The following is a 13,568-nucleotide window of genomic DNA, read 5'->3' as shown; positions in this document are numbered from 1 at the left end:
TCGCGTGGTTGACCCTCGTGAAAGGGGTCGCCTAGGCTGGCAGACGTGCCGGGAAAACGCATTCCTGCTTCCCGGACTCCATCGATGCCGAGGGATTCAATGCCGAATTCGTTCCTACGTCCACGCCGTCCGGTCCCGACCGGGCCCGCCTCCTCCCGCCGGGCCCTGCGCTCCGGCCTCTGCCTCGCCCTGGTCGCCGGCGTCTCGTTCGCCGCCGCCGCCCCCTCCTCCGCCGCCCCGCTGACCGCGCCCGCCGCGAATCCGCTGCTCACCCAGCAGCTCGAAGACCTCGACCGCGGAGTCGTCGCCCTCGCCTCGCCGGACGGCGGTGTGTTCGTCAGCTGGCGACTGCTCGCGACCGAGGTCACCGGCTCCTCCGCGACCGGCATGGTCGGTGCCGACTTCGCCGTGCTCCGCGGCACCGAGCGGATCGGAGTCGTCACCGACAGCACCAACCTGCACGACCCCGACGGCGCCCCGGGCGACGAGTACCGGGTCGTGCCGATCGTCGACGGCGAGCCGGGCGAGCCCAGCGCTCCCGCCACCGCCTCGGCCGACGCGTTCGAGACCCTGCCGCTGCAGAAGCCGGCCGACGGAGTCACTCCGGCCGGCGAGGCGTACACCTACAGCGCCAACGACATGAGCGTCGGCGACATGGACGGCGACGGCGACTACGAGTACGTCGTGAAGTGGTACCCGTCGAACGCGAAGGACGTCTCGCAGAAGGGGTACACCGGGAACACCTACCTCGACACCTACGAGGCCGACGGCACACTGCTGCACCGCATCGACCTGGGCGTCAACATCCGCTCGGGCGCGCACTACACGCAGTTCATGGTCTCGGACTTCGACGGCGACGGCCGCTCCGAGATCATGACGAAGACCGCACCCGGCACCCGCGTGCTGCCCGGCGGTGACGCCTCCGGGGCGGAGTCGATCACCCTGCTGCCCGAGGACGTCGCGGCCGGCGTCACCGCCGACGACGACTACAGGATGTCCGCGGCCGACTACCGCGAGCACCTCATCGGGGTCTTCCAGGGCTGGGGCGAGCGCGAGGAGGTGACGAGCGCGCAGTGGCCCGCGACCCTCGAGGAGGCGTTCGGCACCACTCCGACGCACGAGTACCCGCTCGACCGCGCCGGCGCCGAGGAGCTCGTCGACTACTTCATCGACGTCTACGCGCCCAGCCGCAGCGACCGCAACGACCTCACCACCTTCGAGGGCTTCGTCCTCACCGGCCCCGAGTACCTCACCGTGTTCGACGGCGAGACCGGAGCCGAGCTCGAGACCGCCGCCTACGAGCCGGGCCGCGGCGACGACGGACTGCTCTGGGGCGACTACGCGATGTCGCGCATCGAGCCCGGCAACCGCGTCGACCGCTTCCTCGCCGGAGTCGCGTCGTTCGACGGAGAGACCCACTCGGCCGTCTTCGCCCGCGGCTACTACACGCGCGCCGTCGTCGTCGCCTACGACTGGGACGGCTCCGACCTGACGCGGCGGTGGATCGCCGACAGCGGACACGTGCCGATGACGAACCCGTTCAACGACGGCCCGCACGGTCGCGAGGGCACCAGCGAGGAGTGGGGCCGCCTCACCACGCAGGGCTTCCACTCGCTCAGCGCCGCCGACGTCGACGGCGACGGCCGCCAGGAGATCGTCTACGGCTCCGCGACCCTCGACGACGACGGGAGCCTGCTGTACACGTCGTTCGACACCCTGCCCGAGGGCAGCGCGGCTCCCGGCACCGAGGCGGGACTCGGCCACGGCGATGCGATGCACGTCACCGACATCGATCCCGCCCGCCCCGGGCTGGAGGTCTTCACGGTGCACGAGGGCGGCGCGTACGCCCCGTACGGCTACGCGCTACGCGACGCGGCCACCGGAGAGGTGCTCTTCGGCGCCTACACCGGCAAGGACACCGGTCGCGGCATGATCGGCGACATCGACCCCGCCCTGCCCGGCCAGGAGGTCTGGGCCGTCGGCACGCTCAGCGCGAGCGGTGAGCCGCTCTCGGACACGCAGCCGGGCACCAATCAGAGCATCCGCTGGGCGGCCGACATGACCACCCAGATCGTCGCGAGCACGACGATGCAGGACGCGACTCCCGTCACTCCGACGATCGTCACCGGTGCCGGTGAGGTGCTGCTCTCGGCAGAGGGGACCGTCACGAACAACGGCACGAAGGGCAACCCTTCTCTCGTCGCCGACGTGCTGGGCGACTGGCGCGAGGAGCTGCTGCTGCCGACCGCCGACTCGAGCGCGATCCGGATCTACTCGAGCACCGAGGTCACCGATCGCAAGCTGACGACGCTGATGCACGACCCGCAGTACCGGGTCGAGGTCGCGCGCCAGAACACCGCGTACAACCAGCCGTCGTACACCTCGTACGGCCTGGCGAGCGACATCGACTGGTCGACGGTGCCGGTGCTCGCGCAGGAGGGGACGCCGGGGCCGGCGCCGGAGCCGACGCCTGGACCGACCGTCGAGCCGACTCCGGGACCGACCGCGGAGCCGACTCCCGAGCCGACCGCGACCGCTCCGGCGCCCGTCGCGACCGCTCCGGCGCCCGTCGTGCCGGGTCCCGAGCCGACCCGCACCGCGGCGCCCGGCGCCTCGGGCGGCTCGCACGGAGGGCTGGCGTCGACCGGAGCCGACCTGTCGCTGCTCCCGGCCGGAGTCCTCGCGCTCCTGCTCGGCGGCGCCGCCCTGCTGATGGGCTCCCGCCGCCGCTCCTCGAGCACGGACTGATCCCGTGCCCCAGGTCGGCATCCGCGACGTCGCCGCCCGCGCCGGCGTCTCGGTGACCACCGCCTCGTACGCGCTGAACCGCCCCGAGCGGGTGTCCAGCGCGGCGATGGCGGCGGTCGCCGACGCGGTCGCCGCCCTGGGGTACATCCCGAACGTGGCCGCCCGGCAGCTGCGCGCGGGCAAGAGCATGGCGGTCGGCATGGCCGTCGTGAACCTGGGCAACCCGTTCTACGCCGAGCTCGCGCTCGGAGCGGAGCACGGCGCCGAGGAGGCGGGCTACTCCCTCGTCCTCGGTGCCACGCAGGACTCCGCGGCCCGCGAGCTGCGCTACCTCGACCTGTTCGCCCGCCAGCGCGTCGACGGCGTGCTGCTCGCGCCGATCGCGTCCTCGCTCGACCACCTCGACGTCTTCGAGCAGCGCGGCGTGCCGGTCGTGCTGGTCGACCAGGTCGATCCGCGCGGCCGGCTGCTGTCGGTCGCCCTCGACGACGTCCTCGGCGGTCGGATGGCGGCCGAGCACCTCCTCGCGAACGGGTGCCGCCGCCTCCTGTTCCTCGGCGGCACCCTCGGGATACCGCAGGTGCGCGACCGTTTCGACGGATGCTCGGCGGCCGTCCGCGCGTCGGGCGCCGCCTTCTCCTCGATCGAGACCGTCGGCATGGGTCCGGGCCTCGGTCGGGAACTGGGCGAGCGGATCCTGGCGATGCCGGCGGACGAGCGGCCCGACGGGATCTTCGCCGCGAACGACGAGCTGGCGCTGGGCGTCATGCAGAGCCTGGTCCGCGGCGGCGTCTCGATCCCCGGCGACATCGCCCTCGTCGGCTACGACGACATCCCGTTCGCCGACGCGGCCGTCGTGCCGCTGACCTCCGTCCGGCAGCCCACCCACCGCATGGGCGAGCGCGCTGCAGAGCTGCTGATCGCGGCGATCCGCGGCGACGCCGACGTCCGCTCCGCCGGCTTCGACCCCGAGCTGATCGTCCGCGCGTCGACCGGCGGCGTGCGCTGACGCTCGTCGCCGACTCGTGAGCACCGCCTGCCATCATGGGCGGGTGAAGGAGTCGATCGCGCGCTGGTCGACTCTGGCCGGCTGCATCGCGGTGATCGCGGGCGCCGCCGTCCTGATGTCCGTCGGACAGTCCCGATGGGCCGCGGCCCTGTGCGGGCTGCTCCTGGGTGCGATGCTCTGGTACCTCTCCCGCCGCGGAGCGCTGCTGACGGAGCGTGCACTCCGGCGCCTCCTCCCCGACGCCGTGCTCTTCCCGGCGCGGGGCCACGCCGCGGGCGACGATCTGGGAGTGAAGGACCTGACCGACCGGCTCGCCGAGAGGGCGCCCGCGTGGAGCGTGTCGATGCACTACGTGCTGAGCGTCGACGACGACCGGATCGCGGTGTGGCGGACGGATCCCCCGCGAGAGCTCGTCGCACTCCCGCTCGCGGACGTCCTGTCCGCCGAGGCGGTCCACGTGAACGGGGTGGATCCGATCCCCGCACTCCGGATCCTCTGGCGGCACGGCGCCGAGGAGGTCGAGTCGGACTTCCTGCTCGTGTCGAGGTCGCTCCCCTTCGTGCGCGGCTACTCGTACGAGCTGGCGGCCGAGGCGGCGGCGCAGATCAGCGCTCGGCTCGGCCGGACCGCCGACGCCTGACCGCGGCCGAGGTGGCAGGATGCGACGATGCGCATCCTCGTCCCCGTCGACCGGCCCTGGGAGATCGTCGGCGGCGGGCCGGACGACGTCTCCGTCGCGTCGGACGGAGTCGTGCTGCGGACGCTGCTGAGAACGGGCACGCGGATGGTCCGGGACGCGGTGCTCTCCACCCCGACCGACCGCCGGGCCGTGGCGGCGCTGGCGGCCAGGAGCCTGCTGCTCGAGACGACCGTGTTCGCCGGCTCGCGGGCCGAGAACCGTGCAGCCATGGAGGCGGTCTCGCTGCAGGCCGACCTGCTCGCCGCGACCGGAGGGGACTGGGAGCCGCTCGACGTCGACGGTACGACGTTCGCGCTCTGGACCACGCGGTTCGACGCCGGAGTCGCGGCCGCCGCTGATCTCGGACCGTGCGTCCTCGCGGCGTGGAGCGCCGACGCTTCGGCGAGGCTGCCTGCGCTGACGCTGGTCGACGCTCCGGAGTAGCGCGGCGAGTGGTCGCGGAACGGGCCGGCGGGCGCCTTCAGAGCCCGACTCGTGCCGACTCGCGGCGATGACGGACTCCGAGTGGGCCCGAACCGGGCTCTCGGAGCGGCGCAGGCCCCGTTTCGGGGCCGCTCGGCCACCGTGCATGCGGTGGGGGGTCTCGATACGCCCGCTGCGCGGGCTACTCGATCAGCGAAGTCCCCCGCTGGTCGAGTAGCGCGCAGCGCGTATCGAGACCCACCACCGCTGAGCTCGGGGGCCGCCCTCCGCCTACTGGTACGTGACCAGGTCCGGCAGCGGCGACACCTCCGCCATCGTCTCGGCGGGGGTGAGCATCGGCAGGTCCTCGTCGTAGAAGTTCTTCCAGCCCCAGGCGAGGTCCTCGGGGGCGTCGCGGTGCAGCGCGTTCCAGGTGGCCTGCTTGTCGGGCTGCGCGCCCTGGCCGTCGACGTGCACCAGGAACTCGAGCTCGGGGCGGTCGCGGCGGATCCTCGAGCGGTCCTGCAGCATCGACGACCGGAACTGGTGCAGCACGAACATCTTCGGCGGCAGTCCGAGGTCGCGCACGAGGTCGGCGAGCCAGCTCGACACGCTGTCCACCTCCGCGGCCGACACCCGGCCGATCTGGGCGAGCGGCACCTCGTCGGGGGCGAGCCGCCACTCCGGATCCAGGGCGAGGCCCACGTTCGGCAGCCGCAGCAGCTCCTCGTAGGCGCGGGCCTGGGTGAGGAAGTCGGACCGGCCCGGCTGCAGGTCGAGCACGACGTACATGCCGGCGGCCGCCGCCGCGTCGATGTAGGGACGGATGCCCTCGGCGGGCAGCTCGTTGGAGTAGTCGCCGTCGCCTCCCGCGCTGCCGGCCGCGACGGTCGTGATGATCTCGAGGCTGGGCACGACCTGCAGCGGAGTGAGCTCGCGGTACGGCTCGGCGACGGTCGCAGCGCGCTCGATGGTCGCCTCCAGGCCCTGCTCGCCGAGGACCCCGAGCACGGGGGCGCCGGGGGTGCCGTAGATCGCGACGAACAGGTGCCCGCCGAACAGGCGCTGCCCGCCGCCCGGCAGCTGCCAGCCGGTCGCGGCGGCGCGGAGGGACCACTCCGGAGCGGTCTGCGCGGCGAGCTGCGCCCCGAGCAGGAGGGTCGCGGTGGGAGCGGAGTCGGCGACGGCGGAGACCGCGGCTCCCGAGGCGAGGAGATCGGCGCTCTCGACGAGGGTCACCGGAATCCCCGCCGCTCTGGCCGTGGCGAGCGCGGGCACGTCGGCCTCGACCGGCTGCGCGAGCGCGAGGACGCCCGTGAGCGGCTCCGCCCGGTCGGGCACTGCGCCGAAGGGCGGCTCGGGGAGCGAGCCGGGAGCGAAGGCGGCCAGGTCGGCGATCGCGAGAGCCGACACCTCGACTCCGGTGGCCTCGGCGATCGCCTCGGGTGCCGCCTCGGCGCGCACGGTCTCGATGCCCGCCGGCTCGGTGACGGAGCCCACGGCGACGACGCGCTCGGTGCCGAGGCGCTCGAGCTCGGCATCGAAGGGACCCGGCGCCGGGGACGCGGAGGCGGAGCCGGCGGGAGCCACCAGCAGCGGCACCCCCCACGTGATCGCCAGCTGCGCGGCCAGCATCACGGAGGCGGGAGCCTCCTCGACGACGACGACCAGCGGCGCGCTCGTGAACAGGGCCGCACTGACGGCGGCGGCATCGGCGGCGAGCACGACCGGGCCGGCGGGTGCGGCGGTGACCGTCCTCGGGCGCTGCGGGGCGTCGGACGCCTGCCTCTCGCGGCCTCCGCCGTCGGGCGTGCACGCACTCAGCAGAGGCAGGACCGGCAGCGCGGTCAGGCCGAGCACGATCCCGCGCCGAGACAGCGCGCCTCTCGTGCGGATGCGACGGGCGTCGGATGCCATGGCGGTTCCCTCCGGTCCGAGCCGGGCGGCTCGTGCTCACTCCCGTCCACTCTCGCAGGCGGAAGCGACATGCGAGGCCGAGCTCGGACCGGGGCAGCGGGTCAGACCGTGCGCGGCGCCTTCGCGAGGTTCGCCTCGAGCTCCGCGCTCGACTGCCGCACGCCGTAGGCGGGGCGGTCGCGCTCCACGCGCCACGACTCCGACAGCGGAGTGACGGTCACGGTGTCGAAGCCGAGCCGGTCGTAGAGGTCGGTCACGAAGTGCAGCGCCTCGGGGTAGTCGCTGGACGCGACGAGAGCGCGGCGCTGCGGGTCGCCGGCGGGGAAGCCGTCGGTGGTGATGTCGGCGGCCATGATGTGGTTGAAGGCCTTCACGATCTTCGACTCGGGCAGGTGCGCCTGCGCCATCTCGGCCGTGGTGGTCTCTCCCGCGTCGAGCGCGGAGATGTGCCCGTCGCGCTCGAAGTAGTAGTTGTTCGTGTCGAGCACGATCTTGCCCGCGAGCGGCGCCACCGGCACCTGGTCGAGGTTCTTCAGCGGCACCGTCACGACGGCGACGTCCGCGGCCTCGGCCGCCTCCTGCGCCGTCGCGGCCCGTGCCCGCGGGCCGAGCTCCGCGATCAGGTCCGCGAGCGTCTCGGGTCCGCGGGAGTTCGCGATCACCACGTCGTCGCCCTGGCCGATGACCGCGCGAGCGATCTGGCTACCGATGTTGCCTGCTCCGATGATTCCGTAAGTCGTCATACGGGCTTCAACGCACTCCCCGCGCACGTGTTCCCGTTCCCGGACTTCGCACAGTTCTTTGAGGAAAGGCGTCATCACCGAATCTGCACCAGTACAGAGCTCGCCTCCCAGGCCGAACGGCCGCGCTTCCTACCCGCGCTCGTCGCTGAAGGGAACGACTCTCGCAGAGGCGTCTCCGGTCACTGGCAGACCACCTCCTCCTCGGAGCATCGTCCCCACGGCGGATCGATAGGCGGCGCGGACGCGGCTTGCCTCCTCGGAGGCGGCACTCCGGCGTTCCGGGTGGACATCTGCCTCCAGCTCGAGGGCGAGAAGATACTGCACGGCGCTGCCGACCGCGACGAAGAGGTCGAAAGAGAGCGCGGGTCGGTCGGCATCACGCTTGACGAGGATGTCGGTCGCAGAGTCCGATTCCTCGTACAAGCGAGCGAGGGTTTCAGGATCCGGAGCGTCTGATCTGGCCTTGCGCACCAAGGCGGCCAGGACGACGTCCCTCAGCTCGACCGCGCCGAGTTCCTGGAGGAGCCTTGTCGCCCTCCTCAGGGCCTCGATCGACGTCTCGGACGACTCGACCAACTCGACGGCGATACGCCTCGCCGCTTCCTTCTCGCCGACACCCGCGTAGACGACACAGGCGTAACCCCAAGCTTCAGGTTTCTCCTCTTCGTTCACGCTCGCCAGCGCGTCTTCCGCCCGTTGCAGGGCCCTGGCGGCATCAGCACGAGAGAGACAGAGCAACTTCAGTCGAAGGAGACCGATGCTCGACATGGTCATCCATTCCTCGATCACCCGCGAGATCGACCTGGGGAGTTCCATGACGGAGGTCGCGTCCCCCGAGGCGAGCAGCACCAGGGACTCATCAACCCTGAGGAGAAGTTGCTCGAACAGATCGGATCGCTCGCGGTGATCCCATTCATCGCTCGAGATGAGCGTCGCCCAGTCACGCGCGAGCTCGATTGCAGGCCGCCCGTCGCGCAGTGCCGCGTCGAGATGCGCCTCGACGCTCGAGCTGCTCCACACTCCGTCGATTTCCTCCGGCTCGAACCATGCCGTGAGGAAGTCCACGGCCAGTTGGATCGGCTCCCCCCGCGACTCCTTGATCTGGAACACCAGTCGGGCGAGCGGCTCGGCCAGCTCGTACATCTGCAGACGCTTGTCGAGCATCTCTGTCAGAGCACCGTCGTAGGGAACGGCCCACCCCTTAGATCGGAGATCGGCTATCGTGCGCGCGGCGCTCCGCTCTGCGATCCCCGTGGCTGCAGCGATCCGCTTCACCGACATCGGGTGGTCGGCTTTCGCGAGAGCTCGCACGATCTTCCGCTCGTGAGGCGACAACCGCGCCAGTTGCTCCTGGTAGTAGGGAGTCAAGTCATCGAACCGGTCGATCAGCGGCGCGACGAGATTCTCGAGTCCGTGCACCGAGAGCCCGGACGCCAGCAGCGCCCACACCCGAGGCTGACCACCCGCCAGGTGCTCGATCACGGAGAGCCTCGACCGCCCGCGAGTCGAACCGAGCGCCCCGACCAGCTCCTGGTCGCCGTCGAGGCGGGCGATGGCGGTCAGCATCTCCCGCGCCTCGTCCGTGGTGAACGGCTTCAGCGGGACCTCACGGAGGTATCCGTAGAACGGCGACTCCTGACGGTGGGTCGCCGCACCCTCCTTCTTCTGCGCAGCGAATTCGCCGGGCTGGAGCAGGCGCGTCGACGTCGCCATGAGGAGGAGCGCGTTCGTGTTCTCGAGGAAGGCGCGCAGGCGCCGCTGCCCCTCGCCGCCGATCGCGTCGAGGATCTGGTCGACGTTCTCGACGAAGACGACGATCGGGCCGTGACGGCGCGACCAATCGGCGATGATCCGCTCCGGCGGTCCGTCTCCGTCGATGGACGGCTCGGCGTGCTCGACGACCGAGGCGAAGAAGTCGTCGCCCGAATCGACGAGCCATGGATCTTCGGGAAGCCAGCTGAGCGCGAAGCGTGCACCGAAGTCGTCCCTGCGCTTGCCCCGGTAGTAGTTGAGACTCGTCAGGTGGGTCTTGCCCGCTCCGCGCGGTCCGACGAACACGAGGTGCGATCTCGAGTCCGAGACGACGGCCTCGTCGATCCTGCCGGCCACCATGCCGAGGAGGTTCTCTCTCGCGACGAAGAGAGTCTCGAGGTCCGCCTCCTGCATGAGGCTGGGGGTGAAACGACTGCGCAAAGCTTTGCCGCGGCTCTCACTCATACGCTTCTCCTCCCTCTCGTGCGCAGCGCCCAGAAGCGGCGAAGGACGTCGTACCGCCAGCGGCACGACCCGTCGTCGACGAGGTAGTGATCGAGCACGAGAAGCCCGAGAACGCGCTCGACATCGCGCACGGACGCGTCCGCCTTCTCCGCGCCCAGATCGCACAGTTCGACGAACGAGCGACTACCGGTGCACGTGTGGTCCAGCAGCGATTCCGCCAGCACGTCGTCCGGTCCGTAGAAACCGGAGACTCGCGTGAGCAACGGCGTCAGCTGCTTCGAGTGATCCAAGTCCCGCATCACTCCGAGGAACGTAGCCTCGAGCGAGGGTGCGGAGATCTCCACGACACGGCTCTCCTCGACCGCCACTGCGACCAGGTGGATGACGAACGGGATGCCGTCGCTGATCTCGACGAGTGCGAGGACGACCTCACGGGTCGGCGCAATGATTCCCGCGCCTCTCAGAGTCTTCCTCGCGACGATCGCAGCATCATCGGGGCCCAGGGGTCCCAGACGGAGGTTCTGGAGGTCGTTCGTCACATCGACGGTGATCGCGAGCTGCCGAACGACGTGGTGGAGCCCGACCGAACCGGTCAGGATCCACCTGATCGCCCCCAGCCGCGGGTCCTCCCGCCACCGCCTCAGCATTCGGAGCAGGCGGATCGCGCTCGCCTTCCCCTCGTTCGCTGCGATGGCGGACACCATGTCGGGGACTTCGTCCCAGGCGAGCAGGAGCATCGAGCCATCCTGGTTCCTCGCGGCAGCGACCAGCACCTTCTCGAGCGCACTCAAGGGGTCGTCGATGAAGACCGGGGACAGGGAGAACGAGGTGCCATCATTCAGCGTGAAACCGAACTGACTGACGGTGGAGCCGAACGCCTTGAGCGACATCCACATCCTGGTGCCCGCGCCGGCGGCGTTCATCATCGAGCCGATGGCGGTCTCGGCCATCTCGGCGAGAGTGGAAGCCGCCTGAAAGGACGTGACCACGACCGTCCACTCGTCAGCGGGCGCTCGCGCCTTCAGTACTTTGAGCGCCTGGGTCTTGCCGAGTCGACGCGGCTCGCTCAGCAGGCCCGACCCCGATCGCAGCACGACCAGCCAGCGGTCCACCGTTTCGTCGCGCCCGACGATGTCGTCGAGCGACAGGGCGCCTCCGGGCGTGGGTCGTGTGCTGTCGCTCATGGTGATCCCGTCGTACGTGAGATTCCGAGTGCACTTGTACACCCGATCTCACGTACATGAGCGGCGCAGAAGATCGCGCTGTCAGCGCGCCTCCCCCGACAACCGCACCGCCAGCGCCGCGAAGACCAGGCATCCGAGCGCCGGCACCACGAGCGGCGCCAGCTGCCACGCCGACACGACGGTCAGCAGCAGCCCCCCGGCCAGCAGAGCGGATCCGCGCACGTCGCGCACCGAGCGCCGGGCGGCGGACCGCACGAGCGCCCCCCACCGCGACCCCGGCTCCCAGTCGGTCGCCGCGACGAGCACGACCACCGCGATCGCTGCGAGCAGCGCCGTGCAGACCACCGCCACCGCGACTCCGCCGGGCAGCACGCCCGACGAGATCAGCACGAGGTCGGCGCCGAGCACCACACCGGCGAGCGCGACGCCGGCCCCCACCGGCAGCACGCGGACGAACCCGGCACGGACGTCGGCCCACACCAGCGCGAGCCCCGTCGCCTCGGCCAGCACGAAGCGGCGGAGGTGGCGGATGCCCACGGCCAGCGCGAGCGGGATCGTCACGATCCCGAGCGACACGATCGCGACGATCAGTCCCGTGAACAGGACCTCCGCGAGGAGGGCGAAGCGGTCGGCGGCACCGGGCCAGCGCAGCCCGCTCCCGTCGGCGGCCGCGCGCCGGGCCGAGGCCGTCGCGCGCGAGCGCCGCTTCGACTCCCCTCGCTGGAGCGTCATGTCAGCCCTTCAGACCCTGCGTCGCGACCCCGTCGACGAGGAAGCGCTGGAAGATGATGAAGAAGATCAGCACCGGGAGCAGCGCGAGCACCGAGACGGCGATGGTCGCTCCGTAGTCGGACGCCGAGGTCTGGTCGTTGTAGACGCGCAGGGCCAGCGGCAGCGGCTGCTTGTCGGGGGTGTTCAGGTAGAGCAGCGGGCCGAGGAAGTCGTTCCAGCTCCAGATGAACGCGAAGATCGACGACGTGATCAGCGCGGGGCGGATCAGCGGGATCGTGATCGAGCCGAAGACCCGGATGTGGCCGGCCCCGTCGATCCGTGCGGCCTCGTCGAGCTCTCGGGGCAGGTTGCGGATGAACTGCACCATCAGGAAGACGAAGAACGCCTCGGTCGCGAGGAACTTGCCGATCAGCAGCGGCCAGTAGGTGTCCATCATGCCGAGCGTGCGGAAGATCGTGTACTGCGGGATGAGCAGCACGTGCATCGGCAGCAGCAGCGTGCCGATCATCAGCGCGAAGTAGAGCGGACGGCCGCGGAAGTCGAGGCGCGCGAAGGCGTAGGCCGCCATCGACGACGAGATCACGACTCCGATGACCGAGCCGATCGCGAGGACCGTGGAGTTGAGGAAGAACTGCCACAGCGGCACTCCTCCCACCCCCGCGAAGACCTTAACGAAGTTGTCGATCGTGGGGTTCTGCGGCAGGAGCGACGTCTGGCCGCCGAACTCGCTGTTGGGCTTGAACGCCGCGGCGCCCATCCAGATCAGCGGATAGAGCACGACCGCCGTCAGGGCGATCATCGCGACGATCCAGACGATCGTCGTCGCCTTGGGGCGCTTGCGGGCGGGACGCTTCTTCGGCGCCGGCTCGGTCAGCACCTGAGTGTCGGCCGAGGGAAGAGTGGTGTCGAAGGTGGTCATCGCGTGTCTCCCGAGTAGTGCACCCAGCTCTTCTGGGTCTTGAAGAGGACGAAGGCGAGGATGCCGACGAACAGCAGGAGGACCCAGGCCATCGCGGAGGCGTAGCCCATCTGGTTGTTCGTGAACGCACGGGTGTAGAGGTACACCGTGTAGAAGTTGGTCGCTCCGGCGGGGCCGCCGGTGCCGTTGCCGATGATGTACGCCGAGGCGAAGACCTGGAACGCGTTGATCATCTCGAGCAGCAGGTTGAAGAAGATGACCGGCGAGAGCATCGGCAGCGTGACGCTGCGGAACTTGCGCCAGAATCCGGCGCCGTCCATCATCGCGGCCTCGTACAGCTCGGCCGGGACCTGCTTGAGACCGGCCAGGAAGATGACCATCGGGGCGCCGAACTGCCACACCGCGAGGATGATCATCATCGGCAGGATGAGGGCAGGCACGCCGACCCAGCCGCCGAAGTCCATCCCGAAGACCTGCAGACCGGAGTCGACGGGGCCGTCGGTCGAGAACATCGCGCGCCACACGATGGCGATGCTGACGCTCGCTCCGATCAGCGACGGTGCGTAGAAGGCCGAGCGGAAGAATCCGGTGCCCTTGGCGGAGTAGTTGAGCAGCATCGCGACGACCAGCGCCGCGGCGAGCTTGACCGGCGTCCCGATGAACACGTACGCGAGGGTCAGCTGCACCGACTGGAGGAACTTCGGGTCGCCGATCAGGCGCTCGAAGTTGGCCAGACCGACCCACTCGGGTGCGGTGAAGAGGTTGTAGTCCGTGAAGGCGAAGTAGAGGGACATCAGCATCGGGCCGAGCGTGAGCCCGACGAAGCCGATGAGCCAGGGGGACAGGAAGGCGTATCCGGCCAGAGTGTCGCGCTTGGGGCGGCGCCGCGGCCCGTCACCGGCCGGACGAGGAGTGCTCGTCCGGCCGGCGGTGGGCGCGACGCGACCGGTTGCGGCGGTGCCGCTCGGGGTCGACGTCGTCGTCATGGGTGATGCCT

11 protein-coding genes are annotated in these 13,568 nt (G+C 70.5%); 4 read left to right on the top strand and 7 right to left on the bottom strand.

Features of this window, described 5'->3' with window-relative positions:
* The first annotated feature begins 99 nt into the window (after positions 1–99).
* The 4 genes from ASF48_RS01990 to ASF48_RS01975 are packed head-to-tail and all read left to right on the top strand — an operon-like array spanning position 100 to position 4,880.
* Entirely contained in the window at positions 100–2,748 is a 2,649-nt protein-coding gene (locus ASF48_RS01990; RefSeq protein ID WP_162238015.1) for a rhamnogalacturonan lyase family protein, read from the top strand.
* A 4-nt stretch (positions 2,749–2,752) separates the two neighbouring features.
* Positions 2,753–3,757, top strand: coding sequence for a LacI family DNA-binding transcriptional regulator (locus ASF48_RS01985; protein WP_055785595.1), 1,005 nt, complete (start codon positions 2,753–2,755; stop codon positions 3,755–3,757).
* Between the two features lie 43 nt (positions 3,758–3,800).
* The gene (locus ASF48_RS01980; protein WP_055785592.1) at positions 3,801–4,397 is read left to right on the top strand and encodes a hypothetical protein; all 597 of its coding nucleotides are present in this window, start codon (positions 3,801–3,803) and stop codon (positions 4,395–4,397) included.
* Between the two features lie 27 nt (positions 4,398–4,424).
* A complete protein-coding gene (locus tag ASF48_RS01975; protein WP_055785590.1) occupies positions 4,425–4,880 on the top strand; it encodes a hypothetical protein in 456 nt (151 codons plus the stop codon).
* 270 nt (positions 4,881–5,150) lie between these two features.
* On the opposite strand, the gene ASF48_RS01970 is transcribed toward ASF48_RS01975, so the two are convergent.
* From ASF48_RS01970 to ASF48_RS01940, 7 genes are all read right to left on the bottom strand, one after another.
* On the bottom strand, positions 5,151–6,776 hold the full coding sequence (locus ASF48_RS01970) for a hypothetical protein (RefSeq protein ID WP_055785587.1): 1,626 nt from the start codon (positions 6,774–6,776) through the stop codon (positions 5,151–5,153).
* A gap of 101 nt (positions 6,777–6,877) precedes the next feature.
* On the bottom strand, positions 6,878–7,546 hold the full coding sequence (locus ASF48_RS01965) for an NADPH-dependent F420 reductase (protein WP_268788494.1): 669 nt from the start codon (positions 7,544–7,546) through the stop codon (positions 6,878–6,880).
* Positions 7,547–7,648: 102 nt separating this feature from the next.
* Entirely contained in the window at positions 7,649–9,736 is a 2,088-nt protein-coding gene (locus ASF48_RS01960; RefSeq protein ID WP_055785581.1) for a hypothetical protein, read from the bottom strand.
* Positions 9,733–10,920: a hypothetical protein gene (locus ASF48_RS01955; protein WP_157603016.1), complete on the bottom strand. Its 1,188-nt coding sequence runs from the start codon at positions 10,918–10,920 to the stop codon at positions 9,733–9,735. The genes ASF48_RS01960 and ASF48_RS01955 overlap by 4 nt, the downstream gene beginning before the upstream one ends.
* Positions 10,921–11,001: 81 nt before the next feature.
* A complete protein-coding gene (locus tag ASF48_RS01950; RefSeq protein WP_055785574.1) occupies positions 11,002–11,652 on the bottom strand; it encodes a hypothetical protein in 651 nt (216 codons plus the stop codon).
* Position 11,653: 1 nt separating this feature from the next.
* Positions 11,654–12,571 (bottom strand): carbohydrate ABC transporter permease, encoded by a 918-nt coding sequence (locus ASF48_RS01945; RefSeq protein WP_055785571.1) that lies wholly within the window; start codon positions 12,569–12,571, stop codon positions 11,654–11,656.
* Positions 12,568–13,557 carry a carbohydrate ABC transporter permease gene (locus ASF48_RS01940; RefSeq protein WP_055785568.1) on the bottom strand — a complete coding sequence of 330 codons (990 nt, stop codon included), beginning with the start codon at positions 13,555–13,557 and terminating at the stop codon, positions 12,568–12,570. Before ASF48_RS01940 ends, ASF48_RS01945 begins: the two co-directional genes overlap by 4 nt.
* Positions 13,558–13,568 lie beyond the last annotated feature (11 nt).

This window comes from Rathayibacter sp. Leaf299 (assembly GCF_001423055.1).
Classification (GTDB): Bacteria; Actinomycetota; Actinomycetes; order Actinomycetales; family Microbacteriaceae; genus Rathayibacter; species Rathayibacter caricis.
The sequence above is the reverse complement of the archived record's forward strand: the minus strand, read 5'-3'. Positions and strand labels throughout refer to the sequence as shown.